Source organism: Massilia sp. Masssp94 (assembly GCF_059491305.1).
This window is the reverse complement of the sequence record NZ_CP168501.1, coordinates 1,110,199-1,135,936: the sequence shown is the minus strand read 5'-3', so window position 1 is coordinate 1,135,936 and position 25,738 is coordinate 1,110,199. Positions and strand designations below refer to the sequence as shown.

Sequence of the window (25,738 nt, the reverse complement as noted above, 5' to 3'; positions counted from 1 at the left end):
CGGGGAGCTTACTTCACGAAGCGGGCCAGCAGGCGGATGTACGCCGTCTGGTAGCCGTTCGACGGCTCGCTGACCGACCACGAGTTCAGCGGCCAGCCGTCGTTGAAGTCGAGATAGGTCTTCTGCGACGGTTGGCCATACGGCGGCGACGGCGGGGCCGAGCCGCACTGCGCCGACACGTTCGGGCAGTTGCTGTCCCAGTTGTACTGCGTGCCCGCCGGACCGCCAGCCAGGTAGCCCGGTGCCGGGCCGTACGGCGACTGCTTGGCGTCGTTCCACGGCGTGCCCTGGGTGAACCACGTATGCCACAGACGGTTGACGGAATTCTCCGCGCCGAAGCTGACCATGTTCGACAGGTAGACTTTGCCCAGCGGGTTCACGCCATGCAGGTAGTGCACGTAGTCGGCCGCGGCATTGGCATCCTGCTCGGCCGTGTGGCGGCTGATGCCGTAATAGCTTTCTTCCGCGAACAGCGAGCCGGCGTTCGCCTTGACCGCGTTGCTGGCCCACGTGTAAGAGCCGATGAAGGCGCGGTATGGGTCCGTCTGCGCATCGACCTTGCCCCAGCCGTCGTAGTCCGCGCGGCCCCACAGGTCGAGGAATTGCGTACGGATCGCGGTGGCCACGGTGGACGTCGCGTTCGGGAGCGACGCGTAGTACAGCAGGTTGCGGGCGTCGCCGGCGCTGAAGCCCGACAGGTTCCAGCTCTTGAACATCGCCGCATCGGTGTAGTTCGCGTCGACGTAGCTCTTGTACGTGGCATCGCCGGTGGCGGCGAACAGCCGGACGGCAGCCATCAGCTTCAGCGACTTGCGTCCGTTGTCGTCGGTCTCCTGCTGGCCGACGGCGAGGCCCTGGGTGCCGCGGTTCGCATCGTTGTTGTAGAACAGGACGTTCGGGTTGGCCTGCGCCCAGTTCCACGCGTTTTTCGCACGCGTCAGCAGGTCGGCCGCATACGTGTTCAGCGACGCGTTGTTCAGGCTGCCCAGCACCTTGGCGCCTTCCGCGAACGCGGCGGCCGCCGCCAGCGTGGCCGTCGTGCTGGCGTCGCCGTAGTAGCTGGGGCCGGTGGACGAGGACGGCGGGCTCGCACCCACGACGCCGACGACGGACAGCACGGAGCCGTCGCTGTTCTGCATGCGCTTCAGCCAGTCCAGGCCCCACTTCGCTTCGTCGAGGATGTCCGGGATGCCGTTCCACGATTCCGGGAGATTGAAATCGTCGGTGAACACGGTGGGATTCTGGACATAGGCGTCCATCAGTTCGCCCGCGTAGCCGGCCGCCCAGCTCGTGTACTTGTTGTAATCGCCCGCGTCGGCCCAGCCGCCGCGCAGGTCGCGCGCCGTGGCGGCGTTGCCGGAATCGAGGAAGCGCCGTGCCTGCGAATCCTGGCCCGGCCCGAGGTTGCTGGCGCCGTCGGCCCAGTTCAGGCCGGCATTGTTCGCGGTGCGGGCCTGGCCCAGGCGCTGGTAGTAGAACATGCGCACGGCCTGGACCAGCACGTTGCGGTAGACGTTGTCGCCGATCTCGAAGCGGGCCGAGCGCTGGCCGCCGGCATCGACGATTTCATACGTGCCCGGCGTCGTGATGTTGCTGAAGTCGAAGTGCCAGACCTGGTCGCCCGACGACGGATCGGTGGCGCGCGTGTTCCACTCCGTGGGCCACCACGTGTACACGGTCGCGCCCGTGGCTGAGTTCACCACGCTGACCTGCTGCGGCCAGAACTGGGGGCTGTTCGCGTCGTAGCCGGCGCGGGGCATGCGCAGCACCGCCACCTTGCGCGCGTTGGTCAGGTAGCCGAACTGGTCGACCATGATGTACTTGCCGGCATTGGCCGCCTGCGCCGGCCACACCGTGAAGTTGTACTGCTGGGTCGACTTGGCGCCGCAGCTGTTCGTGTACGTGGCCGTGGCCGTGCAGGTGGTGGCGCTGGTGCCGGTATTGGTGAGCTTGATGGTCTGTTCGCGCGCCGCCCCCGATGTGCCGCAACCACTCCACGCCCACGTGCCGCCCGATGCCGGTTGCGGCCCGAGGACGACGGTCGAGCCGGTGTTCAGGGCGAGCGACGACGTCACTGCCCATGACGTCGTGCCATTGATGTTGACGTACGGGGTGGTGGTACTGGGTTGGCACGTTTGTGCCCACGCGGGTGCGCTCAATGCTGCCAGTGTCAGCAGTACGCTTTTTTTGATCTCCATCGTTTTTCTCTTTGTCGTGTGCAGGCCGGGCTCGTCGCGCCAGTCCCGTTCAGGCGTGGGCAGGCCGGGCTTCAACGGCCGGCCGTCGTTGAAGCCGCTGAAAGCAGCGGATGATGCGTCATCGGGGATGTATGGTTGAGTTGATTATGCGAGGGACATGGCGTCGCTGCCAGACCGAAAACCGTCAACTCGAGGTATGAAATTCGCCGACGGCATGGACGCCGCCGGCGGGAGGGAGGAGGTTAGTCCTTGAGGTCGGCCGGCACCTTGCCGCCATTTGCCGCCAGCTTGTTCATGACCTGGCGGTGCAGCCAGATGTTCATGCTGGCCGAGTCGCCGGTATCGCCCGAATAGTTCAGCTCGGCGGCCAGTTCCTTGCGTGCCTGCAGGCTGGAATCGAGGCCCAGCAGCTTCAGCAGGTCGACGATCGATGTGCGCCAGTTCAGCTGTTGGCCGGATTGCTGCTGCATGTTGTTCAGGACAGCTTCCACGTCGACCTGCTGCATCGGTGCCGCCGCCGGCGCGCTTGCCGCGGGCGCGGCCTGCGGTTGTTGCGCGGGCTGCTGTGCCGGTTGCTGCGCGGGTGGCTGCGTCGGCTGCGGCGCGCGTTGCTGGGCGCCCGGGGCCGCCTGGCTGCTGTTCTGCGCGGCCGGGTGCGAGGACGGGAAAATCTTGTGGAAGATATTGCTCAGGATACCCATGTCGATTCCTTCTCGATGATGGTGGATGCGCTCAGTGGCGCTGCATGCCCTGGGCCATGTGGCCAAGTGCGATCGCCAGTGCGGCGCCGCCGATGGCCTTGACCAGGGTCGGGTGTTCGGCATAGAAGTCGCCCATGCGTTCGACGATGCCGGGATTTTGCTGCTCGGCCTTGGCGGCCAGTTCCTGCACCTGTTCCGGCGACACCTGGTTCGCCTGTTCCGGCGACACGCGGGCCTGGTCGGCGCCGAGCAGGTTGCCGAGCGAGCCGCCCGCGACGGATGCGAGCACGGACGGTCCCACATTGGCCAGCAGGTGGTTCAGCATGCCGGCGCGCTGGTCGGGATTGCTGTTGCCAAACAGCTGGCCGACCATCTGCGAAAACGGCGGTGTCTGGTCCGAGCGCAGCGCCTGCGTCACGCCCTGCGCGACGGTGGCGCGCGGCACGTTCTGCGCCACGTGGTCGAAATCGCTCTCGGCCTGCGCCGGGTTGGCGTTCGGGTTGGCTCCGCCCAGGTATTGCTGCAACAGGTTGCCCAAATCAAAGCTCATGATGTTCTCCACGTTGAAACCTCGAAGCGCAAGGGTAGGCGTTCGCGGAGCATTCCTCCGTACGTTCGCTAACGGAGGGGCTGCATCTATAATCCGCATTGCTGTACATAAATAAAACAACTTGCCCGAGAGAGACTATGCATACCATCTTCCGTTCGGCCGCGCTCGCCGCTGCCGTCCTGTGCACATCCGTCCACGCCGCCGGCACCGCCGCGATGCAGCCCGGCGAACACCAGGTCGTCGTGGGCGACGTCCGCCTGTGGTACAAGGTCGCCGGCCACGGCGCGAAGGGCGCGCCGCCGCTGCTGTTCCTGCACGGCGGCCCCGGCTACAACAGCTACAGCTTCGAAGCCCAGGCCGGTCCGGCACTCGAGAAAACACTGCGGGTGATCTACCTCGACCAGCGCGGCAGCGGCCGCTCCGAGCGCCCGTGGCGCGGCGATTATTCGATCGCCGCCCTCGTCGACGACATCGAGGCGCTGCGCAAGACGCTCGGCGTCGACAAGCTCGCGCTGATGGGGCATTCGTTCGGCGGCACGCTGGCGCTCGAGTACGCGGCCAAATACCCCGGACACGTGGCGCAGATGGTGCTCGTGAGCGCCGCCTCGGACATCCCGGCCGCCTGCGCGGCGCGCGTGGACTACATCGCGCGGCACTACGGCGACCGGCTCGACAAGGCGCGCGCCGAGGCGAAGGCGCGCAACGAGACGCCTGACGCCTGCTTCTACGCCTTCAACACCGTCGGACCGGACCTGCACCAACGTGTGAACGACGAAGTGATGTTCCCGGACATGCTGGTCGGCAAGCGCCAGGATGCCATCGACGCGAAGAGCGGCCTGCGCAATACGGGCGAACTGGGCAACGCGCTGTTCGGCGGCGGCTTCACGCAATACCGCTTCGCCCATCCGGAACGCGTGACGATGCCCGTGCTCGTGCTGGCCGGCGCCGCGGACTACGCGATCGGCCTGCCGGCCCAGCGCGCGCTGGGCCAGGCGTTGCCGCATGCGCGCGTCGTCGAATACGCGGGCGCCGGACACTTCCTGTACCTCGATGCGCCCGACCGGTTTACGCGCGACGTCACGGACTTCCTGGCCACGCCCTGACGGGTCGGTTTGCCCGGTGGACACCCGCGCCGCCGGCGCGTAAGCTGGCGCCATGATCTATACGCCGCTGCTGTTCTTTTTTGGCCTGTATGGCTACGCCGCGCTGGCCCTCGGCCTGCCGGCCGCGGTGGGCGTCGCGTACGCGCTCGCGAGCGCCGCCTGTTTCGCGCTGTATGCGCGCGACAAGGCGGCCGCGCGGCGCGGCGACCGGCGCACGCCCGAGCGGCACTTGCTGCTGCTGGGGCTGGCCGGCGGCTGGCCGGGCGGCTTGCTGGCGCAGCAATGGCTGCGGCACAAGACCGTGAAACGTCCGTTCCGGCAGGGGTTCTGGCTGACCGTCGGCCTCAACCTGGCCGGTTTCTGCTGGCTGGCGCGCGCGCTGGCGCCGGCCTGACTACCGTTCGGAAGGAATACCATGTGGCCTTACCCCAGGATCCTGGCCCACCGCGGCGGCGGCACGCTGGCGCCGGAAAACACGGTGGCCGGACTGCGCCGCGGCATGGACGCGGGTTTTCGCGCCATCGAATTCGACGTCATGCTGGCGCGCGACGGCGTCCCCGTCGTGCTGCACGACCCCAGGCTGGGCCGCACGGTGGCCGGGAGGGGATCGGTGGCGGACATCGATGCGCTCGACCTCGCCGCGCGCGATGCGGGCTCGTGGTTCGGTCCGGAATACGAGGGCGAACCGGTGCCGCTGTTCGTCGAGTTCGCGCAGTATAGCAAGGCCCACGGCGTGTGGATGAACATCGAGATCAAGCCCGTGCCCGGCCATGACGAGGCGACCGGCACCGTGGTCGCGCGCCTGGCGGCCGCACTGTTCGCCGCCGAGATCGGCGCGGGCAGGATGGCGCAGGTGCCGCTGCTGTCGTCGTTCAGCGAGACCGCGCTGGCGGCGGCCCGGGAGGCCGCGCCCCAGGTCCCGCGCGCCTGGCTGACGGAGGCGTTGCCGCCGGATTGGGAAGCCCGTGCGCGGGCGCTGGACGCCGTCGCGATCCACACCGACCATACGCGGCTGACGGCGGCCGGCGCCGCGCAAGTGAAAGCCGCCGGCTTCGGCCTGTTCTGCTACACGGTCAACGCGCCGGCGCGGGCGCGCGAACTGTTCGGCTGGGGCGTGGACGGGTTGTGCACGGACCGGATCGACCTCATCCCGCCTGATTTTTCCTAGAACCAAAATTTTCCCTCAAGAATTGTAACGTCTTGTCGTTAATGACATTCGGCTCCCGGTCACGGCCTTATGTCACTTTCGATCAATAATCAATCGTTGTCCCTGAACGCCCAGCGCAAGCTGGCGGAGCACACGAACGAGGTGACGCGCCTCGTCGCGCGCCTGAGCTCGGGCACCGGCATCGCGAGCGCCGCGGACGATCCGGCCGGCCAGGCCATCACGGGCCGCATGAGGTCGCAGCTGACCGGGATGCGCCAGGCCTCGCGCGGCATCAACGACGCGACGTCGATGCTGCAGGTGGCGGACAGCGCGCTGTCGAACATTAACGACAGCCTGCAGCGCCTGCGCGAATTGGCGGTGGCGTCCGGCAACGGCTCGTACACGGACAGCGACCGCAACACGTTGCAGGCGGAAGCGGACCAGATCCTGTCCCAGATCACCCAGGTGGGCAATGGCGCCTCGTTCAATGGCCAGGCGATCTTTTCGCCGGCGTCCGAGAGCGGTAGCGAGGACAAGAAGAAGCGTGCCGTGCTCGACAGCCTCAAGGCCGGCTGGCTGAGCGCCGCCGAAGACATGGTCCAGCAGTATTACGGCCTGCAGGGCGATGGCTCGACCCTGAAGATCAACCTCGACACGACGGACGGCAAGAGTGGCGTGCTTGCGTCCGTCACGGGCGCGTCGGGGCTCGGCAACGACGTCACGCTGAACATCGATATGGCCGATTTCAGCGACATCAGCACGCCGGACGGCGGCACCGGACCGATGTACGACGACCGCGTCATTGCGCACGAGATGGTGCACGCGATCATGCTGCACTCGACCGGCATGAATCTTCCCCAGTGGTTCATCGAGGGCACGGCCGAGCTGATCCATGGCGCCGACGAACGCGTGGCCGGTGCGCTGGCGGGCGGGCAGACGGCGCAGGGCATCGTCGACACGATCACGGGCGGCGGCTTCAGCTACGAAGGCGGCTACGTCGCCTCGCGCTACCTGCATGAGCGGCTGAAATCGATGGGCGTTGATGGCGGCATGAAGGGCCTGATGACTTACCTGAACGGGCACCAGGGGACCGACCTCGACACGGCGCTGAAGGCCGTCACGGGCGGGCAGTACCAGGGCACCGGCGACTTCATGACGGAATTCGCCGCCAATGGCGCCGGCTTCATCGGGGGCATGAACCTGGCGAATGCGGACACGGGCGCGATCGGCGGCCTCGACGCGGACGGCGGGCCGACACGCGACGCGCGGGGCGTCGTGCCGGAATCCGGCTTCGGCACGGCCGCCCGGCCGCTGCGCAACTTCAAGGTCGAGTATCCGGACATCGGCGGCGGGGGTGTGGGCAGGCACCGGATGCAGATCCAGGTCGGAGCGTCCGCCGGCGACCTGGTCGACATGGAGTTCGCGGCCGTGAACGCCAGCGCGCTGGGCCTCGCTGACCTGGACATGCGCAACCCGGCGGTGGCGCTGCTGCACATCGATGACGCTCTCGCGTCCGTCAACGAGCAGCGCGTGCAGGTGGGCGCCTACAGCAACCGCATGGACGCCGCGGCCAGCAACAACCAGACGATGTCGATGAACCTGGAGGCGGCGAAGAGCCGCATCGAGGACGTCGACTATGCCGGGGCCGCGGTCCGGCTGACGCGCGCCCAGATCCTGCAGCAGGCGGCATCCGCCATGCTGAGCCAGGCCAATGGCGAGCCGAGGGCGGTGCTGGCATTGTTGCGCTGACGTGCGCTGTTGTCGTTTCTGCAACGGCAAATTGCACAAGTACAGTTAACTGCCGATACCACGCTATAATCGATTTTCTTTATATAGCAAGCTGCCTGAATCCGCCCCTACGACATGAAATCCACCGAAATACGCGAAAAGTTTCTCAAGTTCTTTGAGTCCAAAGGCCACACGATCGTCCGCTCCAGCCCGCTCGTGCCGGGTAACGACCCGACGATGTTGTTGACCAACAGCGGCATGGTGCAGTTCAAGGACGTGTTCCTGGGCCTGGATACGCGTCCGTACAAGCGCGCCACCACCGTACAGCGCTGCGTGCGCGCCGGCGGCAAGCACAACGACCTGGAAAACGTCGGCTACACCGCGCGCCACCACACGTTCTTCGAAATGCTGGGCAATTTCAGCTTCGGCGACTATTTCAAGCGCGACGCCATCCACTTTGCCTGGGAGCTGCTGACCAAGGTCTATAACCTGCCGGCGGAAAAGCTGACCATCACCGTCTACTTCGAAGACGACGAAGCCTACGGCATCTGGGCCAATGAAATCGGTGTCCCGACGGAGCGCATCATCCGCATCGGCGACAACAAGGGCGCGCGCTACGCATCGGACAACTTCTGGCAGATGGCCGACACCGGCCCGTGCGGTCCGTGCACGGAAATCTTCTACGACCACGGCGCCGAGATCTGGGGCGGTCCTCCGGGCTCGCCGGAAGAAGACGGCGACCGCTTCATCGAGATCTGGAACCTCGTGTTCATGCAGTTCAACCGCGACGAAGCCGGCGTGCTGACCCCGCTGCCGAAGCCGTCGATCGACACCGGCATGGGCCTGGAGCGCCTGGCCGCCGTGCTGCAGCACGTGCACTCGAACTACGAGATCGACCTGTTCCAGAACCTGATCAAGGCTGCCGCCCGCGAAACCGGCGCGACCGACCTCGCGAACAACTCGCTGAAGGTCATCGCCGACCACATCCGCGCCGCCAGCTTCATGATCGTCGACGGCATCATCCCGAGCAGCGAAGGCCACGGCTACGTCCTGCGCCGCATCATCCGCCGCGCGCTGCGTCATGGCCACAAGCTGGGCCAGACCAAGCCGTTCTTCTACAAGCTCGTGGAAGACCTCGACATCGAGATGGGCGCCGCCTACCCGGAACTGCACGACGCGAAAGAGCGCGTGATGCAGACCCTGAAGGCCGAGGAAGAGCGCTTCGGCGAGACCCTCGAGCACGGCATGAAGATCCTGGAAGCGCAGCTCGCGAAGGATCCGCAGAACCTCGACGGTGCCACGGCGTTCACCCTGTACGACACCTACGGCTTCCCGCTGGACCTGACCGCGGACATCTGCCGCGAGCGCGGCATCAAGCTGGACGAGGAAGGCTTCGCTGCCGCCATGGAGCAGCAGAAGAAGACCGCCCGCGCCGCCGGCAAGTTCAAGATGGCCGCCAACGTGGAGTATTCGGGCGAGAAGACGACCTTCGTCGGCTACGACGCCCTCGTGCACAACAGCCGCGTGCTCGCGCTGTACTCGGGCGGCGCACCGGTCCAGGAACTGAAAGCGGGCCAGGACGGCATCGTCGTGCTGGACACGACCCCGTTCTACGCCGAGTCCGGCGGCCAGGTGGGTGACAAGGGCCTGCTGAAGGCGCAGGGTGGCGTGTTCGAAGTGGAAGACACGCTGAAGATCCAGGCGGAAGTGTTCGGCCACCACGGCGTGCTGCAGTCCGGCTCGCTGAAGGTCGGCGACATGGTCGACGCGCAAGTCGATGAAGTGAAGCGCGCCCGCACGATCCGCAACCACTCGGCGACGCACCTGATGCACAAGGCGCTGCGCGAAGTGCTGGGCGGCCACGTGCAGCAGAAGGGCTCGCTGGTCGATCCGGACAAGACCCGCTTCGACTTCAGCCACAACGCGCCGCTGACGGCCGAGCAGATCGCCCAGGTGGAAACCATCGTGAATCGCGAAATTCTCGAGAATCACGCGACCCAGGCCCAGCACATGTCGATGGACGATGCGATCAAGCATGGCGCCATGGCCCTGTTCGGCGAGAAATACGGCGACACCGTGCGCGTGCTGGACATCGGCTCGTCGAAGGAACTGTGCGGCGGCGTGCACGTCACCCGCACGGGCGACATCGGCCTGTTCAAGATCGTGTCCGAATCGGGTGTGGCCGCCGGCATCCGCCGCGTGGAAGCCGTGACGGGCGAGGGCGCTCTGGCCCTGGTGCAATCGATCAACCGCAAGCTGAACGAAGCAGCCGGCGCGCTGAAGACGAGCCCGGATGAACTGCCGTCGCGCATCGCCCAGGTGCAGGACCAGGTCAAGTCGCTGGAGAAGGAAATCGCCGCGCTGAAGTCGAAGCTGGCTGCCGGCCAGGGCGACGAACTGGTGACGAAGGCCATCGACGTGAACGGCATCAAGGTGCTGGCCGCCACGATGGAAGGCGCCGACGTTGGGAGTCTCCGCGAGACGATGGACAAGCTGAAGGACAAGCTTGGAACGGCGGCCATCGTGCTGGCGTCGGTGCTGGAGGGCAAGGTCAGTCTGATCGCCGGCGTCACCTCCGACGCTACGTCCAAGGTCAAGGCGGGCGATCTCGTCAACTTCGTCGCCAAGCAGGTGGGCGGCAAGGGCGGCGGCCGTCCGGACATGGCCCAGGCCGGCGGTACGGATCCCGCGGCGCTGCCGCAGGCGCTGGCGGGCGTCGCCGGCTGGGTCGGCGAGCGCGTCTCCGCATAACCGTAATCGCGCGTTGTAACCGCGCCGCCGCAATATGCATGTTGTGGCGGCGCGTACGCTGTAAATCGAATGGGATTTGAGCTGAATCAACTCTTGTTTCGATGTGTAAGTGGACGGCACAGCCGTCGGCCCCGCATCCCTCTCATCCGGTCATCTCCGCCTCATCTCTATCTGCCTGTCAAGTAATTGCCGTTGTTACAACGCAACACGGATACCAAATTTTGGTGCGGCGCGTCATAATGGGCTAATTGGAGTACTATCGGGTCCATGCCCTACCAACTAGCAGGCAATCGATGAGCGAAACCATAATCGACACCGGCACCATCGAGGTCCAGAAGGACCTGGATGCGCGTGGCTTGAATTGCCCGCTGCCGATCCTTAAGGCCAAGAAGGCCCTCGCGGAACTGGCCAGTGGCGAGGTGCTGCGCATCGTCGCCACCGACACCGGTTCGGTACGCGACTTCCAGGCGTTCGCCAAGCAGACGGGCAACGCCCTGCTGGCGCACACGCACATCAACGGCGAATTCACGTTCTGGCTGCGCCGGAAATAACGACAGCCTTTTCCTGAAGCCCGGCACACCGGGCATTCCATCCGCACCCGCAAGGAAACCCGCTAACGCACAATCAAGTACGATTAGGGTATTTCCTCTAACCGAAAAACGCACGATCGTGCTTTAATTCTGACCTGAACGGAATTTGCTCTTATAATTCGGATCATTTTTAGTCTTTCACCCATTTTTCAAAGGCACACTATGAAAGTCCTGGTACCCGTCAAACGCGTGGTCGACTACAACGTCAAGGTCCGCGTCAAGTCCGACGGCAGCGGCGTCGATATCGCCAACGTCAAGATGTCGATGAACCCGTTCGACGAGATCGCGGTGGAAGAAGCCACGCGCCTGAAGGAAGCCGGCAAGGTCACCGAGATCGTGGCCGTGACCTGCGGCGTGGCCCAGGCGCAGGAAACCCTGCGTACCGCGATGGCGATCGGCGCCGACCGCGGCGTGCTGGTCGAGACCGGTGCCGAGATCGAGCCGCTGGGCGTCGCCAAGGTACTGAAGGCGCTGGCCGTCGAAGAGCAGCCCCAACTGATCATCCTGGGCAAGCAGGCGATCGACGACGATTCGAACCAGACCGGCCAGATGCTGGCTGCGCTGCTGGGCTGGCCGCAGGCGACGTTCGCGTCGAAGGTCGTGCTGGAAGACGGCAAGGTCACCGTGACCCGCGAAGTGGACGGCGGCCTGGAAACCGTGGCCCTGAGCCTGCCGGCCATCGTCACCACCGACCTGCGCCTGAACGAGCCGCGCTATGTCACGCTGCCGAACATCATGAAGGCCAAGAAAAAGCCGCTGACGACCGTCAAGCCGGAAGACCTGGGCGTCGACGTCACGCCGCGCCTGAAGACCGTCAAGGTCGCCGAACCGGCCAAGCGTTCGGCCGGCGTCAAGGTGCCCGATGTGGCGACCCTGGTTGCGAAGCTGCGCACCGAAGCTAAAGTCATCTAATTAAGGAATAACCATGGTCGCACTCGTCATTGCTGAACACGACAACGCCCACCTGAAGGCTGTCACCCTGAACACCGTCACCGCGGCCGCGCAATGCGGCGGCGACGTCCACATCCTCGTCGCCGGTAGCGGCTGCGGCGCCGTCGCGGAAGCCGCCGCCAAGGTCGCGGGCGTGGCGAAAGTGCTGGTCGCCGACGCGCCGCAATTCGCCGACGGCCTCGCCGAGAACGTCGCCGAGCAGATCCTGGCCGTGGCTGGCGCTTACTCGCACATCCTGGCCCCGGCTTCTGCCTTCGGCAAGAACGTGCTGCCGCGCGTCGCTGCCAAGCTGGACGTCGCCCAGATCTCGGAAATCACCAAGGTCGACTCGCCCGACACGTTCGAGCGTCCGATTTACGCCGGTAACGCCATCGCCACCGTGCAGTCGACGGACAACGTGAAAGTCATCACCGTGCGCGGCACCGGCTTCGACGCCGCCGCAGCGGAAGGTGGTTCGGCCGCGGTCGAAACCGTCGCCGCCGTCGCGGACTCGGGCAAATCGTCGTTCGTCGGCCGTGAGCTGGCCAAGTCGGACCGTCCGGAACTGACCGGCGCCAAGGTCGTCGTCTCCGGCGGCCGCGGCATGGGCTCGGGCGACAACTTCAAGATCCTGGAGCCGCTGGCCGACAAGCTGGGCGCCGCGATGGGCGCATCGCGTGCCGCCGTCGACGCGGGCTATGTGCCGAACGACTGGCAGGTGGGCCAGACCGGCAAGATCGTCGCCCCGCAGCTGTACATCGCCGTCGGTATCTCGGGCGCGATCCAGCACCTCGCCGGCATGAAGGATTCGAAGACCATCGTCGCTATCAACAAGGATCCGGAAGCGCCGATCTTCTCGGTGGCCGACTACGGCATCGTCGGCGACCTGTTCGAGGTCGTGCCGGCGCTGGTCAAGGAACTGGGCTAAACCGTCGTTCCCGCGCAGGCGGGAACCCATGCTGAATCAAACGTAGTCACTGCGGCGTGTATTTTGTATGGGTTCCCGCCTTTTTTGCGCCCGACGATTGACGTTTACGTAAAGAGAAACTAGGAGACTGCGGTGACCTACAACGCCCCCCTGAAGGACATGCTGTTCGTCGTGAACGAACTGGCCAACCTGTCCGAGATCAACCAACTGCCCGGCTGCGAAGACGCGACGCCCGACACCGTCGAAGCCGTGCTGGAAGAGAACGCGAAGTTCTGCGGCGAAGTCGTCGCCCCGCTGAATCATTCCGGCGACAAGGAGCCGAGCTACTGGCACGACGGCCAGGTCACGACGTCGAAGGGTTTCAAGGAAGCGTTCCGCGGCTTCGCGGATGCCGGCTGGCAGGGCGTGCAGCACCCGGCCGAATTCGGCGGCCAGGGCCTGCCCAAACTCGTCGCCACGCCGTGCATCGAGATGCTCAACAGCGCGAACATCGCGTTCGCCCTCGTCGGCCTGCTGACGGACGGCGCCATCGAAGCGCTGCTGACCGCCGGTACTGCCGAGCAGAAGACGCGCTTCATCGAACCGCTCATCAGCGGCAAGTGGACCGGCACGATGAACCTGACGGAGCCGCAGGCCGGTTCCGACCTCGCCGCCGTGCGCACGCGCGCCGTGCCGCAGGGCGACGGCACTTATAAAATCTTCGGTACCAAGATCTTCATCACCTACGGCGAGCACGACATGGCCGAGAACATCATCCACCTCGTGCTGGCGCGCACGCCGGACGCGCCCCCGGGCGTGAAGGGGATCTCGCTGTTCATCGTGCCGAAGTTCATGGTCAATGATGACGGTTCGCTGGGCGAGCGCAACGACGTGCACTGCGTGTCGATCGAGCACAAGCTGGGCATCAAGGCGAGCCCGACCGCGGTGCTGCAGTTCGGCGACCATGGCGGCGCGATCGGCACGCTCGTCGGCGAAGAGAACCGCGGCCTCGAATACATGTTCATCATGATGAACGCGGCCCGCTTCGGCGTCGGCATGCAGGGTATCGGCCTGGCCGAGCGCGCGTACCAGCAGGCCGTCGCGTTCGCGAAGGAGCGCGTGCAGTCGCGCGCCGTCGAAGGTTCCGCCGGCCCCGTCGCCATCATCCACCACCCGGACGTGCGCCGCATGCTGATGTCGATGCGCGCGCAGACGGAAGCGGCGCGCGCGCTGGCGTACGTCGGCGCGGGCCTCTCGGACCTCGCGCACAGCCATCCGGACGAAGCGACCCGCAAGGCCAACCTGGCCGTGTACGAATACCTCGTCCCCGTGATCAAGGGCTGGTCGACGGAGATGAGCGAGAACGTCGCCCGCGACGGCGTGCAGGTGCATGGCGGCATGGGCTTCATCGAGGAGACGGGCGCCGCGCAGCATTACCGCGACGCCAAGATCCTCACGATCTATGAAGGCACGACCGCGATCCAGGCCAATGACCTCGTGGGACGCAAGACCGTGCGCGACGGCGGCGCCGTGGCCAAGTCCATCCTGGCGCAGGTCCGTGCGACCGAGGCGCAGCTGGGCGATGCGCAGGACGCGGACTTGGCGGCAATCCGCGCGCAGCTGGCGGCCGGCAGCGCGGCGCTGGAAGCGGTCGTCGACTACGTCGTGGCGAACACGAAAGCCGACCCGCGTGCCGTGTTCGCGGGCAGCGTGCTGTATCTGAAGCTGGCCGGCGTCGTGCTGGGCGGCTGGCAGATGGCGCGTGCGGCCCTCGTGGCCCGCCAGAAGCTGGACGCAGGCGATGGCGACGCGGCGTTCTACCGCGCCAAGATCGCCACCGCGCGCTTCTTCGCGGACCACGTGCTGGCGCAGGCGGATGGACTGCGCCACGCGATCGTGGACGGTGCCGCCGGCGTGCTGGCGCTGGACGTCGAGCAGTTCTGACGGCTGGATGTGATCTCGAAGCGGCCCGCGGGCCGCTTTTTTCATGGGCCGCAACAGGCGATTTGTTGCGTACTGCCGACCGCTGCACTGCGTTTGATGCCCGTCATGCGTAACGGGTAAGTGGCGCTCCTAGAATCGATTCGTCGCATCCACAATCGAAGGAGCGCCCCATGAATCCCCTGAAGCCTGGCAAGGTATTACCGATCGCCGTCGTCTGCGCCGCATTGTGCGCGCTGGTGGCCTGCGGCGGCGGCGGCGGCGGCGACGCCACCCCCACGACGGCCGCGAACGATCCGCCGGCGGCGCCGAGTCCCACGCCCGCGCCGACACCGACACCGACACCGGCGCCGACACCGACACCGACACCCGCCCCGGCGCCGCAGCCGCCCGACGATCCCGCGCCGCCGACAGACATCGTGCTGGAGCCGGGCTACTCCAAGCTCTATACGACCCTGGACAGCAGCCCGCATTGGCCGGCGTGGAGCCATACGGGCACGGCCGTCGTCGACGGCGTGGGGTGCGCGAAGAACGAGGATTACCACATCCACGCGCTCCTTTCGATCTACCAGGACGGCGTACGGCTCGGCTTGCCGGATTCGATCGGGCGCGGCAGCGGCTGTTCGTACGAAATGCACACCCACGACATCACCGGCATCCTGCACATCGAGACGGATGTGCCCAAGGTCTTCACGCTGGGGCAGTTCTTTGCCTTGTGGGGACAGCCGCTCGGCACCGCGGCGGTGGCGGGGCTGCCCGGCACGCCGACCTATTACGTGATCGACAAGGAACAAGTAACGCGCTTCACGGGCGACCCCGCCACGATCGTGCTGAACGCGCACCGCGAGATCGTGATCGTGACGGGCACGCCGCCGGTGCAGGTGCCCCGGTATGACTGGAGCGCGACCGGCCTGTGAAGCTGATACTGAGCTGGTCAGCCGTACGCGCCGCCCGTGTAGAGCAGGTCGAACAGCCGCGAGATGGTGGCGATGAGTGCCGTCGTGCCCACCAGCATCGTGACCACGACGAGCAGGATCACGAACCAGTGCGACGCGGAGCGGCGGCCGGAGTTGCGGTTGTAGCGGGCATCCCATTTCTCGTCCGGCGTGAGGCCGAGGATCAGTGCTTCGCCGAAGCCGACGAGCCAGGACAGGATCAGGGGCAGCAGGACCCAGAACGGATTCGGCGCGTGGCCGAGGCCGTACACGAGGCCGGCCGCCGGAAGGCTGCAGACGTGGAGCAGGCCGAGGCGGTCGACGCTGCCCTTGAGATAGAAGCGGTGAGCGCCGAGTCCGCCGAGCAGGAAGGCGAGGGTGGTGGCGAAGGTCTTGTTCTTATGTTGCGACATCGACTGTTTGTTGAAAGGAAAGCCATCAGTATCGTCCAAAAGCGGCCGCCATAGTGGCGGAGAGTCGCGAAATCGGCGATAATCTTGGATTCGGCCGGGACTGCGCGCCAGCGTTCTTGGTTTTTATGTAAATGCTTGCTGATGCAGGATAGAGCGCGCTATAATCGTCGGCTTTCTCCGTCCAGCTTACTTTTGGAAATATTATGGTCGTTATTCGTTTAGCTCGTGGTGGTGCCAAGAAGCGCCCGTTCTACAACATCGTTGCAACCGACTCGCGCAATCGCCGCGACGGCCGTTTCATCGAGCGCATCGGTTACTACAACCCGATGGCTTCGGGCAAAGAAGTCGCCCTGAACGTCACCGCTGACCGCCTGTCGTACTGGCAAGGCGTGGGCGCACAGCTGTCGCCGGCTGTTGCTCGCCTGGTGGCTACGCAAAAGGCTGCTGCTTAATACAGCGAAGGTTTTACGGTTTGACAGATTCTGCAGCACATCCTGTATCGGCATCCGCGCAAGCGGTGCCTGACGACCTGATCCAGGTCGGCCACATCACCGGTGCCTACGGGCTCCGGGGCGGCGTTCGCGTGACGCCCTATTCGATGGATGCGGATGCGCTGCTGAGCGTCAAAACCTGGTGGATCGACAAGCCGTCGCTGCGTCCCGTGCAAATGCGGAACGCGAAGTACCACAGCGGCGACGTGACGGCCACGCTGGTCGACGTGACCGACCGCGAAGCGGCCGAGGCGCTCAAGGGTGCCACGGTGCAGGTCTCGCGATCGGACTTTCCGGAACTCCCGGAAGACGAATATTACTGGACCGACCTGATCGGCTTGGATACGGTCAACTTGCAGGGCGAAGCGCTCGGCAAGGTTTCCGACATGATGCACAATGGCGCGCAGTCCATCCTGCGGATCACGCCCGTGCCCGATCCGAACGCCGCTCCCGATGCGAAAGCGCCGGAGCGGCTGGTGCCGTTCGTGGACCAGTACGTCAAGACGGTCGACTTGCAAGCCAAAATGATTACCCTGGACTGGGGCCTGGATTATTGATCCCGTCCACCTGAAGCGAGGTCCCGATGCAGTTTGACGTCGTGAGCTTGTTTCCCGAAATGTTTGCCGCATTGACGCAGTCGGGCGTGACCCGGCGCGCGCACGAGCAGGGCCTGTGGAACCTGTCGATCTGGAATCCGCGCGATTTCACGACGGACCGCCACCGCACCGTGGACGATCGCCCGTATGGCGGCGGTCCCGGCATGGTGATGCTGGCCAGGCCGCTCGAAGCGACGATCAACGCGGCGAAGCAGCGCCAGATCGACATGGGCTTGCCCGCACCGCGCGTCGTGTTCATGTCGCCGCAAGGCAAACCGCTGACGCACGAACGTGTGATGGGCTTGAAGAACGAGCCCGGTCTCGTCGTGCTGTGCGGACGCTACGAAGCGGTCGACCAGCGTTTGCTGGACCGTGTCGTCGACGAGGAAATCTCCCTCGGCGATTTCGTGCTGTCCGGCGGAGAGCTCCCTGCGATGGCGCTGATGGATGCCGTGGTGCGGCAGTTGCCCGGTGCGCTGGGCGACGACGCGTCCGCGGTCGAAGACAGTTTTGTCAACGGCCTGCTGGATTCGCCGCATTACACGCGTCCTGAAGTCTATGAAGGCGTGGCCGTGCCGCCCGTGCTGATGGGTGGCAACCACGCCGAGATCATGAAGTGGCGCCGAAAGCAGCAGCTGGAGGCGACCGCGAAGAAACGGCCGGATCTGCTGGACAAGGCGCGTGGCGCCGGTCTGCTGACGAAGGCCGACGAGCAGTTTCTCGCAACCTTGCAAAAGGTCGCGGAATAAAGGCGGTACCCACCGGGGTACCGCATGTCTAATCCCATCCTCTACCGGGCATCGAACGCGCCGGCAAGATGGTTACAGGAGTCATAAAAATGGATCTGATCCAGCAACTCGAGCAAGAAGAGATTGCGCGCCTCGGCCGCAACATCCCTGATTTCGCACCGGGCGACACCGTTGTCGTCAGCGTCAACGTCGTCGAAGGCAACCGCAAGCGCGCCCAGGCATACGAAGGCGTCGTCATCTCGCGTCGTAACCGCGGCCTGAACTCGAACTTCATCGTTCGCAAGATCTCGTCGGGCGAAGGCGTCGAGCGTACGTTCCAGCTGTATTCGCCGCTGATCGCTTCGATCGAAGTGAAGCGTCGTGGTGACGTGCGTCGTGCGAAGCTGTACTACCTGCGCGAGCGTTCGGGCAAATCGGCACGTATCAAAGAGAAACTGCCGACCCGCAAAGCCGCTACCACTGCTGCGAAGTAATAGCGATTGCGGTAGGGAAAAGGCATCCGGTCGGATGCCTTTTTCTTTTGGAGAAAGCCCTTGGCAAAACTGCATATCGATCCCAAGCGCCTGCCCGTCGACGCCATCGCCGGCGAGCCCGCCTTACCGGCCGAGCGCCTGGACGTCGCCTGGCTGCGCGAACGCCTCGCCCATCCGCCGTCGTGGGTGCCGGAGTTGCCCGAGGACATGCGCCAGCGCTTCCCCACGTTGCGCCGCGCGGCCGTCCTCGTGCCCCTCGTGCGCCGGCCGGACGGCCTCACGGTCTTGTTGACGCAGCGCACCGAACACCTGAGCAACCACGCGGGCCAGGTCAGCTTTCCCGGCGGCCGTGCGGAAGAGGACGACTCGTCGCCCATCGAGACCGCGCTGCGCGAGACGGAAGAAGAGATCGGCCTCACGCGCCGCCACGTCGAGATCGTCGGCGTGCTGCCCGACCACGTCACCGCGTCCGCCTACATCGTCACCCCCGTCGTGGGCCTCGTCACGCCGCCGTTCGACCTCACGGCCGAATCGAATGAAGTGGCCGATATCTTCGAAGTGCCCTTGCGGTTCCTCATGGATGGCATGAACCACCAGATCATGTCGTTCGACCTGCCGGACGGCGCCGGCCGCCGCAGTTTTTATGCGATGCCGTACGAACGCTTCTTCATCTGGGGCGCCACAGCAGGTATGCTGCGCAACTTGTTTCACCTGCTGCGGGCTTGACGAAACGTAGACTCGCGCCGGTCTCTGCGCTACCCTAGCGGGCAATGAAGTAAGGCAACAACGTACAAAGGACCGTGCATGACTTTTTTCTCCATTCTGTGCGCGCTGCTCATCGAACAGCTGAAGCCGCTGCGCGCGGATAACCAGATCTACGCCGAGATCAAGCGCTTTGCCATGAAGATCGAGAGCTGGTTCAATGCCGGCCAGGTCAGTCATGGCCGGCTGGGCTGGTTCCTGATGATGGCCGTGCTGATGGTGCCGACGGCCGTCATCTACGGTGTCCTCGTGCACTACCGCTTCGTGTTCGCCGCGTTCGCCTGGAACGTGCTGATCGTCTACCTCACGCTCGGTTTCCGCCACTATAGCCATTACTTCACGTCGATCCAGTTCGCCCTCAACGCGGGCGACGAAGCGACGGCGCGGACACTTCTGGCCGAGTGGGCCAGGATCGACACGGTCGGCATGGATGCCAGCGAGATCGCCCGCATCGCCGTCGAAAAATCCCTGATCACGACGCACCGCAACGTGTTCGGCGTGTTCTTCTGGTTCCTGATGCCGCTGGGCCCGGCTTGCGCCGTCATGTACCGCGTGTCCGAATATCTCGCGCGCGCGTGGAACGAGCCGGATCACATGCGCAACGAGGCGTTCGGCCAGTTCGCGGCCCGTGCGTTCTACTGGATCGACTGGATTCCCGTGCGCCTGACGGCGATCGCGTTTGCCGTGGTCGGCAATTTCGAGGATGCGATCTATGCGTGGCGCAATTTCGCCAGTCGTTGGACCGACGAATCGAAAGGCATCATCCTGGCCGCGGGCGGCGGCGCGATGGGCGTGCGCCTCGGCAGCCCGGCCGAGAACGCACCGCACGTCCTGCCGGCCGACGCGGCGACGGTCGACAGCACCGCCAGCGAGGACGACATGCTGCCCGGCGACGAGCCGAGCGTGCGCGCACTGCAAAGTACGGTCGGCCTGGTCTGGCGCGCGCTGTTATTATGGATGCTGCTCCTGCTGTTGCTGTCGGGCGCAGTCCTGCTCGGTTGATGTCCATCGTGCCGGTCCGACCAGGGCCGGCACATGGGGCTCGTCCGCAGGTCTTCTATAAGATATAATAGTCGGGTTGTTCTCATCCACGCCTTTGTTTCAGAAGCCGCACTATGGCCGACTCACCGCAAACCGGGAAAGGCGCCGACGAATTCTTCATTCTCGGCGTGACAAGTAAGGGCAGGCAATTCCGCCCGAGTGACTGGGCCGAGCGTCTGTGCGGCGTCATGTCGTGTTTCCGGCCGGCCGGCAGCGGTGGTCCGAACGCCCACCTGAAGTTCTCGCCCTACGTGCACCCGACCGTCGTGAACGGTGTCAAGGCGGTCGTCGTGAACAACGCCCTCAAAAGCATCGAACCGCTCGCTTACCACTTCGTGTGCAATTTCGCCAAAGACAACGACCTGCAAGTCGTCGAGGCGTGCTTCGTCCCACCTGCGGACGAAAAGAAGAAGTCCTGATCTACCTCAAACTCCGATCAATGCACCATGGGTAGCTTTAACGCTTGACGTTGGAGCTCGCCATGGAAGTCGGAAAACTCTGCACGGTCGACACCGTCTGCTGCGCCCGCGATGAAAGCGTGCAGGGCGCGGCCTTACTCATGCGCAAACATCACGTGGGCGACATCGTCGTCGTCGACGACGTCGATGGCGAACGCACGCCCGCCGGCATCGTGACGGACCGCGACATCGTCGTGTCCGTCGTCGCCCTCGGCCTCGATCCGGCCGGCCTGCAGGTCGGCGACATCATGACGGACGACCTGCTCACGGCCGACGAGCACGACGACGTCTCCGTCACCATCGAACGCATGCGCCTGCGCGGCATCCGGCGCGTGCCCGTCGTGGGCGAGGGCGGACGCCTGGCGGGCATCGTCAGCGCGGACGACCTGCTCGGCTTCCTGGCCGAGGAAATGGAAGACCTCGCCCGCATCAGTCCCTACCAGCAACAGCACGAACGCCGGGTGCGGCAATAATGGTAAGCCTGGCCTAAGTACCCGTCTGTTACCATGTCCCGAGGACAACAGTAACTGACGGAGTGACATGAGCTTGACGTTTTTCCAGCGCGGCCTGGCCGCTTATACGGTCGCGGGCGGCCTGACGTTCATCGCGGCCGGCAGCGCCTTCGCCTTCGACCTGCCCAAGGGTGTCGTGCAAGGCCCGTCCGTCGAAGGCATCACGGAATACCGGCTGCCGAACGGGCTGAAAGTGCTGCTGTTCCCCGATTCGTCGCGACCCACCGTCACCGTCAACGTCACGTACCTCGTCGGCTCGCGCCACGAGAATTATGGCGAGACGGGTATGGCCCACCTGCTGGAACACCTGATGTTCAAGGGCAGCCCGAAGCATCCCGACATCACGCGCCAGTTCCAGGACCGCGGCATGCAGTTCAACGGGACGACGTCGCTCGACCGCACGAATTACTACGAGGTGTTCCAGGCGTCCGACGATAACCTGAACTGGGCGCTGGGCATGGAAGCGGACCGCATGACGCATTCCAGCATCGCCAGGAAGGATCTCGATTCCGAAATGACGGTCGTGCGCAACGAGTACGAAAACGGCGAGAACTCGCCGGGCGCCGTCCTCATGAAGCGCATGCAGAGCGTGGCCTACGACTGGCATTCGTATGGCCGCTCGACGATCGGCAACAAGAGCGACATCGAGAACGTCAGGATCTCGAACCTGCAGAATTTTTATCACACGTATTATCAGCCGGACAATGCCGTGCTGCTCGTCGCCGGCAAGTTCGATCCCGCGAAGACCCTGCTGTCGATTAACCGCCTGTTCGGCGCGATCCCGAAGCCGAAACGCACGTTGCCGGAATTCTGGACCGTCGAGCCCACGCAGGACGGCGACCGTACGTTCACCGTGCGGCGCCAGGGCGACGTGCAGATCGTCGCGCTCGGCTACAAGGTGCCGTCCGGCCTGCACGACGACAGCGACGTGCTGAGCTTCGCCTCGACCATCCTCGGCGATTCGCCGACGGGCCGCCTCCACAAGCTGCTCGTCGAGACGGGCAAGGCGAGCCAGGTATTCGCCTATGGCCAGACGGGCTATGCGCCCGGCCTGCAATACTTCGGCGCCGTGGTGAAGAAGGACGCGCCGCTCGAACCCGTGCGCGCCGCCCTCACGCAGGCCGTGGAAGAATTCGCCAAGAACCCGCCGACCCAGGAAGAGATGGAGCGCACGAAGCGCACCTTCCTGAACGAATTCGAGCGCAGCCTGAACGATCCGCAGCAGGTTGGCGTCGCGCTGTCGGAAGTGATCGCGCTGGGCGACTGGCGCCTGTTCTTCGTCGGCCGCGACCGTGTCAACAAGATTACGTCGGAACAGGTTGCCGCGGCAGCGGGGCGCTATTTCAAGCGCGATAACCGCGTCACGGGCGAGTTCATCCCGGACGACAATCCGCAGCGCGCCGTGGTCCCGCCCGCGCCCAGCGTGCAAAGCCTGCTCAAGGATTTCAAGCCGCGGGCATCCACCCTGAGCGCCGAGGACTTCGATCCGAGCCAGGCCAACATCATGAAACGCACGACGCTGACGACGGCGGGCGGCGTGAAACTGGCGTTGCTGCCGAAGAAGAACCGCGGCCAGACGGTCACCGTCGACCTGCGCCAGCACATCGGCGACGAGCAGAACCTGTTCGGCAAGGCGGCGCTGCCGGGGCTGACGAACGCGATGCTGATGCGCGGCACGACGAAGTACGACCGCGTGCAGTTGGCCGACGCCTTCGACAAGCTCAAGATTTCCGGCAGCCTCACGCACTTCCAGACGACGCGCGACAACCTGCCCGAAGCGCTGAAACTCGTCGCCCACGTGTTGCGCGAACCGAGCTTCCCGGCTGCCGAATTCGAACAATTGCGCCAGCAATCGATCGTCGGGCTGGAAGCGAGCCGTAGCGAGCCGACCAACGTGGCATCGCGCGCGCTGAACGAGCATTTTGATATTTATCCCAAGGGTGATATTCGCCACGAAACGACGCTCGAGGAAGATCTTGCGGACATCAAGGGCGCGACGCTGGACCAGGTCAAGGCCTTCCACCGCGATTACTACGGCACGGTACCGGCCGAGATGGCCATCGTGGGCGATTTCGATGCGCAGGCGATCACGCCCCTCGTCGACCAGCTGTTCGGCCGGTGGAAGGCCCCGATGCACGTGGCACCCGTGCTGCGCAAGAACGGCGACATCGCGCCCATCCATACGTTCCTGAATACGCCCGACAAGGAAAACGGCTTTTATACGGCGCGGATCAATGTCGATCTCAACGTGGAAGATCCGGATTACCCGGCGCTGATGCTGGCCGATTACATCTTCGGCGGCGGCGGAATGCGCTCGCGCCTGATGGACCGCATCCGCCAGAAAGAGGGGCTGTCGTACGGCGGCGGCTCGAATCTCGTCGCCGGCGACCTCGACCGTGCAGGCATGTTCGCGATCAGCGCCATCGCCGCGCCGCAGAACCTGGCCAAGGTCGACGCCGCCGTACGGGAGGAACTCCTGCGCGTGCTCAAGGATGGCTTCACGACGGCGGAACTCGCTGGCGCCAAGTCGGGTCTGATGCAACAGAGGATCCAGAACCGTGCCGACGACGGCGCGCTGGCCGCCGGCTGGACGTCGTACATGTACCGCGGCCGCACGTTCGAGTGGTCGGCCGAGTTCGAGCAGCGTTTGATGGCCGTCACCTTGCCCCAGCTGAACGCGGCGTTCCGCAAGGCGATCGACCCCGCGAAGATGTCCGTCGTCATGGCTGGAGACAAGGCAAAAGTGAAACCTGCACCCTGATTGCAACACTCGGCCGTTCATACACTTGCAGAATGGCTGAGAAACTTGGTCAATGCCCGGGACGGGCGCTATCATGTTGCCTGAGCGCAGTATTGCTTGTAGGAAGCAAAGCTTGCGCAAGGATATTGAAAAGGAAGCATGATGAAGGGCATGACCAAGCAGACTCCGAGCGGCATTTCGTATGCAGGCAAGGTAGTGCTGGTAACCGGCGGTGCCAGCGGCATCGGCCGGGCGACGGCGCTGGCATTCGGGCGCGCGGGCGCCTGTGTCGTCATCGCCGACACGTCGGTCGACGGCGGCCACATGACTGCGGCCCTGATCGTCGAAGCTGGCGGCAAGGCGCTGTTTGTGAAATCCAATGTCACGGTCGCGGCGGACGTCGAGGCCTTGATGGACAAGGCGGTCGGCCATTACGGCCGCATCGACTGCGCCGTCAATGGCGCCGCTGTCGAGGAAGAATACCTGCCGCTGGCCGAAGGCGAGGACGACCAGTTCGACCGCATCATGGGCGTCAACGTCAAGGGTGTCTGGCTGTGCATGAAGAGCCAGCTGCGCCAGATGCTCAAGCAGGAAGGCGGCGGCGTGATCGTCAACATCGCGGACGCCGGCGGTCTCGTGGCGGCACCGCACCGCGCCATCTATTCGGCGTCCAAGCACGCCGTCGTCGGCCTGACGAAGAGCGCGGCCGTCGAATACGCCAAGGACGGCATCCGCGTCAACAGCGTATGCCCGGGCGCCGTCAAGACCCCGATGCTGGCGCGCATGCTCGAGCGCGAGCCGGGGCGCGACAAGAAGCTCAAGGCGGCGCATCCGATGGGCCGCATCGCCGACCCGTCCGAGATCGCCAACGCGGCGCTATGGCTGTGCTCGGAGCAGGCGTCGTTCGTCACCGGCCACCAACTGGCCATCGATGGCGGCCTGACGGCGATCTGACGGGCGCTTGCCTACCGTTTCTTGTGGGTAGCGCGCTGTTGCTTCGCTTGCGTGCTCACCCGGGCCTGGCGTGCCTTGTATAACGCCACGGCATCCTCGCGCGCACGCGTGAGCGTCCGCATTTCCGGATGGTCGTCATGCGGCGAAAAATACTCGGCCGCCTGCGCGTCGACGACGAGCTTGATGGCGGTGGCGTCGTCGAGGTCGTACAGCTCGGTCAGCAGGGTGGCGACTTCGTCGAGATAGGCTTCGTAGGTCAGGTTGGTCATGGCGTTGTTGTTGTAAAAGTTGATCAGCCGGCGCTCAGCTCGGCCACGAAGTCGTACATGTCGCCCCGAAAATAGGAGCGGCAGAATTCCACAGCCTGGCCGTCCGGCAGAAAGCCCAGCCGTTCCACGCACAGTCCCGCATCGCCTTCCTTCGATTGCAGCAGCTTCGCCTGCTCGGCGTTCAGCAGCAGGGCGGACAGGCGCTGCAACGCGCGCACAGGACGCTTGCCGTTCGCTTCCAGCGCTTCGTACATCGACACGTCCACCGCGTCCAGCGAGGGCAGGGCGGACGCGGCAATGGTCGCGTATTCCAGGCACATCGGCATGTCGTCGGCGTAGCGGATGCGGTTGAAGCGATAGACGGCGGCGCCCGGCGACAGGCCGAGACGCAGTGCTTCTTCCGGCGTCACCAATCCTTCCGAACGCTTGAGCCAGACGCTGCGCGGCGTGCGGCCGCGCGAGCGCATGTCTTCCGAAAACGACGTCAGCTTGGCGAAATTCTTTTCGATGCGCGTGTTGATGAAATTGCCGGATCCCGCGCGGCGCACGAGCAGGCCTTCCCCGACGAGGCCGTCGATTGCCTTGCGCACCGTGATGCGCGAGATGTCCAGTTCGGCCGCGAGCTGGCGCTCGGCCGGCAACGCTTCCGCCGGGCCGTAGACGCCACGGTCGATCGCGTCGCGCAGGGCGCGCTGCAATTGCTGGTAGAGCGGCAGGTTGCTGGTGGCGGAAAGCTGATGCATCAGCTGCGCGAGGTGGGACATGCGGCGGGGTTCATTGGCAAGCGATCCCGGGATGA

The 25,738-nt window shown here is 65.0% G+C and carries 26 protein-coding genes; 20 read left to right on the top strand and 6 right to left on the bottom strand.

Going from position 1 to position 25,738, the window contains the following annotated elements; genetic code table 11:
• Positions 1–8 precede the first annotated feature (8 nt).
• From ACEN9G_RS04910 to ACEN9G_RS04900, 3 genes are all read right to left on the bottom strand, one after another.
• A complete protein-coding gene (locus ACEN9G_RS04910; RefSeq protein ID WP_413342938.1) occupies positions 9–2,198 on the bottom strand; it encodes a glycoside hydrolase family 9 protein in 2,190 nt (729 codons plus the stop codon).
• 242 nt (positions 2,199–2,440) lie between these two features.
• Complete coding sequence (locus ACEN9G_RS04905) at positions 2,441–2,899, bottom strand: DUF3597 domain-containing protein (protein ID WP_483126444.1); 459 nt, start codon at positions 2,897–2,899, stop codon at positions 2,441–2,443.
• 31 nt (positions 2,900–2,930) lie between these two features.
• Complete coding sequence (locus ACEN9G_RS04900; protein ID WP_413345265.1) at positions 2,931–3,449, bottom strand: hypothetical protein; 519 nt, start codon at positions 3,447–3,449, stop codon at positions 2,931–2,933.
• Between the two features lie 137 nt (positions 3,450–3,586).
• Here ACEN9G_RS04900 and ACEN9G_RS04895 point away from each other — a divergent pair, with 137 nt between their 5' ends.
• From ACEN9G_RS04895 to ACEN9G_RS04850, 10 genes are all read left to right on the top strand, one after another.
• Positions 3,587–4,552 carry an alpha/beta fold hydrolase gene (locus ACEN9G_RS04895; protein ID WP_413345263.1) on the top strand — a complete coding sequence of 322 codons (966 nt, stop codon included), beginning with the start codon at positions 3,587–3,589 and terminating at the stop codon, positions 4,550–4,552.
• A gap of 52 nt (positions 4,553–4,604) precedes the next feature.
• The gene (locus ACEN9G_RS04890; protein WP_413345261.1) at positions 4,605–4,946 is read left to right on the top strand and encodes a DUF1294 domain-containing protein; all 342 of its coding nucleotides are present in this window, start codon (positions 4,605–4,607) and stop codon (positions 4,944–4,946) included.
• A gap of 21 nt (positions 4,947–4,967) precedes the next feature.
• Positions 4,968–5,720: a glycerophosphodiester phosphodiesterase gene (gene ugpQ, locus ACEN9G_RS04885; RefSeq protein WP_483126443.1), complete on the top strand. Its 753-nt coding sequence runs from the start codon at positions 4,968–4,970 to the stop codon at positions 5,718–5,720.
• A 96-nt stretch (positions 5,721–5,816) separates the two neighbouring features.
• The gene (locus ACEN9G_RS04880; RefSeq protein WP_495605530.1) at positions 5,817–7,448 is read left to right on the top strand and encodes a flagellinolysin; all 1,632 of its coding nucleotides are present in this window, start codon (positions 5,817–5,819) and stop codon (positions 7,446–7,448) included.
• Between the two features lie 114 nt (positions 7,449–7,562).
• Positions 7,563–10,178: an alanine--tRNA ligase gene (gene alaS, locus ACEN9G_RS04875; RefSeq protein WP_413341616.1), complete on the top strand. Its 2,616-nt coding sequence runs from the start codon at positions 7,563–7,565 to the stop codon at positions 10,176–10,178.
• 323 nt (positions 10,179–10,501) lie between these two features.
• Positions 10,502–10,729 (top strand): sulfurtransferase TusA family protein, encoded by a 228-nt coding sequence (locus ACEN9G_RS04870; protein ID WP_036238555.1) that lies wholly within the window; start codon positions 10,502–10,504, stop codon positions 10,727–10,729.
• Positions 10,730–10,930: 201 nt separating this feature from the next.
• Positions 10,931–11,680 carry an electron transfer flavoprotein subunit beta/FixA family protein gene (locus tag ACEN9G_RS04865; protein ID WP_056129015.1) on the top strand — a complete coding sequence of 250 codons (750 nt, stop codon included), beginning with the start codon at positions 10,931–10,933 and terminating at the stop codon, positions 11,678–11,680.
• 13 nt (positions 11,681–11,693) lie between these two features.
• Positions 11,694–12,626 carry an electron transfer flavoprotein subunit alpha/FixB family protein gene (locus ACEN9G_RS04860; RefSeq protein WP_413341614.1) on the top strand — a complete coding sequence of 311 codons (933 nt, stop codon included), beginning with the start codon at positions 11,694–11,696 and terminating at the stop codon, positions 12,624–12,626.
• Between the two features lie 132 nt (positions 12,627–12,758).
• A complete protein-coding gene (locus tag ACEN9G_RS04855; protein ID WP_413341612.1) occupies positions 12,759–14,549 on the top strand; it encodes an acyl-CoA dehydrogenase in 1,791 nt (596 codons plus the stop codon).
• A 170-nt stretch (positions 14,550–14,719) separates the two neighbouring features.
• Positions 14,720–15,463, top strand: a complete 744-nt coding sequence (locus ACEN9G_RS04850; protein WP_483126442.1) for a hypothetical protein — start codon at positions 14,720–14,722, stop codon at positions 15,461–15,463.
• Between the two features lie 17 nt (positions 15,464–15,480).
• Here the strand turns inward: ACEN9G_RS04850 and ACEN9G_RS04845 are convergent, their stop codons facing one another.
• A complete protein-coding gene (locus ACEN9G_RS04845) occupies positions 15,481–15,894 on the bottom strand; it encodes an NINE protein (protein ID WP_413340368.1) in 414 nt (137 codons plus the stop codon).
• 203 nt (positions 15,895–16,097) lie between these two features.
• Here ACEN9G_RS04845 and rpsP point away from each other — a divergent pair, with 203 nt between their 5' ends.
• The 10 genes from rpsP (at position 16,098) to ACEN9G_RS04795 (ending at position 24,670) form a co-directional block, all read left to right on the top strand.
• Positions 16,098–16,346, top strand: a complete 249-nt coding sequence (gene rpsP, locus ACEN9G_RS04840) for a 30S ribosomal protein S16 (RefSeq protein WP_036238507.1) — start codon at positions 16,098–16,100, stop codon at positions 16,344–16,346.
• A gap of 65 nt (positions 16,347–16,411) precedes the next feature.
• Positions 16,412–16,942 (top strand): ribosome maturation factor RimM, encoded by a 531-nt coding sequence (rimM, locus tag ACEN9G_RS04835; RefSeq protein WP_413340365.1) that lies wholly within the window; start codon positions 16,412–16,414, stop codon positions 16,940–16,942.
• 26 nt (positions 16,943–16,968) lie between these two features.
• Positions 16,969–17,730, top strand: coding sequence for a tRNA (guanosine(37)-N1)-methyltransferase TrmD (trmD, locus tag ACEN9G_RS04830; protein ID WP_413340363.1), 762 nt, complete (start codon positions 16,969–16,971; stop codon positions 17,728–17,730).
• Between the two features lie 89 nt (positions 17,731–17,819).
• Complete coding sequence (rplS, locus tag ACEN9G_RS04825) at positions 17,820–18,203, top strand: 50S ribosomal protein L19 (RefSeq protein ID WP_056440636.1); 384 nt, start codon at positions 17,820–17,822, stop codon at positions 18,201–18,203.
• A 60-nt stretch (positions 18,204–18,263) separates the two neighbouring features.
• Positions 18,264–18,929, top strand: a complete 666-nt coding sequence (locus ACEN9G_RS04820; protein WP_413340361.1) for a CoA pyrophosphatase — start codon at positions 18,264–18,266, stop codon at positions 18,927–18,929.
• Between the two features lie 78 nt (positions 18,930–19,007).
• Positions 19,008–19,967, top strand: a complete 960-nt coding sequence (locus tag ACEN9G_RS04815; protein ID WP_413340359.1) for a CobD/CbiB family protein — start codon at positions 19,008–19,010, stop codon at positions 19,965–19,967.
• Between the two features lie 113 nt (positions 19,968–20,080).
• Complete coding sequence (locus ACEN9G_RS04810) at positions 20,081–20,425, top strand: DUF3579 domain-containing protein (protein ID WP_056129044.1); 345 nt, start codon at positions 20,081–20,083, stop codon at positions 20,423–20,425.
• Positions 20,426–20,487: 62 nt separating this feature from the next.
• Positions 20,488–20,937 carry a CBS domain-containing protein gene (locus ACEN9G_RS04805; protein ID WP_056129047.1) on the top strand — a complete coding sequence of 150 codons (450 nt, stop codon included), beginning with the start codon at positions 20,488–20,490 and terminating at the stop codon, positions 20,935–20,937.
• Positions 20,938–21,004: 67 nt separating this feature from the next.
• A complete protein-coding gene (locus tag ACEN9G_RS04800) occupies positions 21,005–23,737 on the top strand; it encodes a M16 family metallopeptidase (RefSeq protein WP_413340358.1) in 2,733 nt (910 codons plus the stop codon).
• 150 nt (positions 23,738–23,887) lie between these two features.
• Positions 23,888–24,670 (top strand): SDR family oxidoreductase, encoded by a 783-nt coding sequence (locus tag ACEN9G_RS04795; RefSeq protein ID WP_371764849.1) that lies wholly within the window; start codon positions 23,888–23,890, stop codon positions 24,668–24,670.
• An 11-nt stretch (positions 24,671–24,681) separates the two neighbouring features.
• Here the strand turns inward: ACEN9G_RS04795 and ACEN9G_RS04790 are convergent, their stop codons facing one another.
• Both ACEN9G_RS04790 and ACEN9G_RS04785 read right to left on the bottom strand, forming a co-directional pair.
• Entirely contained in the window at positions 24,682–24,939 is a 258-nt protein-coding gene (locus tag ACEN9G_RS04790) for a hypothetical protein (protein ID WP_413340356.1), read from the bottom strand.
• A 23-nt stretch (positions 24,940–24,962) separates the two neighbouring features.
• On the bottom strand, positions 24,963–25,703 hold the full coding sequence (locus ACEN9G_RS04785) for a GntR family transcriptional regulator (RefSeq protein WP_413340354.1): 741 nt from the start codon (positions 25,701–25,703) through the stop codon (positions 24,963–24,965).
• Between the last annotated feature and the right edge of the window lie 35 nt (positions 25,704–25,738).

Bases quoted from the DNA above. Each gene is read 5' to 3' on its own strand.
- ACEN9G_RS04910 (WP_413342938.1), bottom strand. From the start codon at position 2,198: ATGGAGATCAAAAAAAGCGTACTGCTGACACTGGCAGCATTGAGCGCA.
- ACEN9G_RS04905 (WP_483126444.1), bottom strand. From the start codon at position 2,899: ATGGGTATCCTGAGCAATATCTTCCACAAGATTTTCCCGTCCTCGCAC.
- ACEN9G_RS04900 (WP_413345265.1), bottom strand. From the start codon at position 3,449: ATGAGCTTTGATTTGGGCAACCTGTTGCAGCAATACCTGGGCGGAGCC.
- ACEN9G_RS04895 (WP_413345263.1), top strand. From the start codon at position 3,587: ATGCATACCATCTTCCGTTCGGCCGCGCTCGCCGCTGCCGTCCTGTGC.
- ACEN9G_RS04890 (WP_413345261.1), top strand. From the start codon at position 4,605: ATGATCTATACGCCGCTGCTGTTCTTTTTTGGCCTGTATGGCTACGCC.
- ugpQ (WP_483126443.1), top strand. From the start codon at position 4,968: ATGTGGCCTTACCCCAGGATCCTGGCCCACCGCGGCGGCGGCACGCTG.
- alaS (WP_413341616.1), top strand. From the start codon at position 7,563: ATGAAATCCACCGAAATACGCGAAAAGTTTCTCAAGTTCTTTGAGTCC.
- ACEN9G_RS04865 (WP_056129015.1), top strand. From the start codon at position 10,931: ATGAAAGTCCTGGTACCCGTCAAACGCGTGGTCGACTACAACGTCAAG.
- ACEN9G_RS04860 (WP_413341614.1), top strand. From the start codon at position 11,694: ATGGTCGCACTCGTCATTGCTGAACACGACAACGCCCACCTGAAGGCT.
- ACEN9G_RS04850 (WP_483126442.1), top strand. From the start codon at position 14,720: ATGAATCCCCTGAAGCCTGGCAAGGTATTACCGATCGCCGTCGTCTGC.
- ACEN9G_RS04845 (WP_413340368.1), bottom strand. From the start codon at position 15,894: ATGTCGCAACATAAGAACAAGACCTTCGCCACCACCCTCGCCTTCCTG.
- rpsP (WP_036238507.1), top strand. From the start codon at position 16,098: ATGGTCGTTATTCGTTTAGCTCGTGGTGGTGCCAAGAAGCGCCCGTTC.
- trmD (WP_413340363.1), top strand. From the start codon at position 16,969: ATGCAGTTTGACGTCGTGAGCTTGTTTCCCGAAATGTTTGCCGCATTG.
- rplS (WP_056440636.1), top strand. From the start codon at position 17,820: ATGGATCTGATCCAGCAACTCGAGCAAGAAGAGATTGCGCGCCTCGGC.
- ACEN9G_RS04815 (WP_413340359.1), top strand. From the start codon at position 19,008: ATGACTTTTTTCTCCATTCTGTGCGCGCTGCTCATCGAACAGCTGAAG.
- ACEN9G_RS04810 (WP_056129044.1), top strand. From the start codon at position 20,081: ATGGCCGACTCACCGCAAACCGGGAAAGGCGCCGACGAATTCTTCATT.
- ACEN9G_RS04805 (WP_056129047.1), top strand. From the start codon at position 20,488: ATGGAAGTCGGAAAACTCTGCACGGTCGACACCGTCTGCTGCGCCCGC.
- ACEN9G_RS04800 (WP_413340358.1), top strand. From the start codon at position 21,005: ATGAGCTTGACGTTTTTCCAGCGCGGCCTGGCCGCTTATACGGTCGCG.
- ACEN9G_RS04795 (WP_371764849.1), top strand. From the start codon at position 23,888: ATGACCAAGCAGACTCCGAGCGGCATTTCGTATGCAGGCAAGGTAGTG.
- ACEN9G_RS04790 (WP_413340356.1), bottom strand. From the start codon at position 24,939: ATGACCAACCTGACCTACGAAGCCTATCTCGACGAAGTCGCCACCCTG.
- ACEN9G_RS04785 (WP_413340354.1), bottom strand. From the start codon at position 25,703: ATGTCCCACCTCGCGCAGCTGATGCATCAGCTTTCCGCCACCAGCAAC.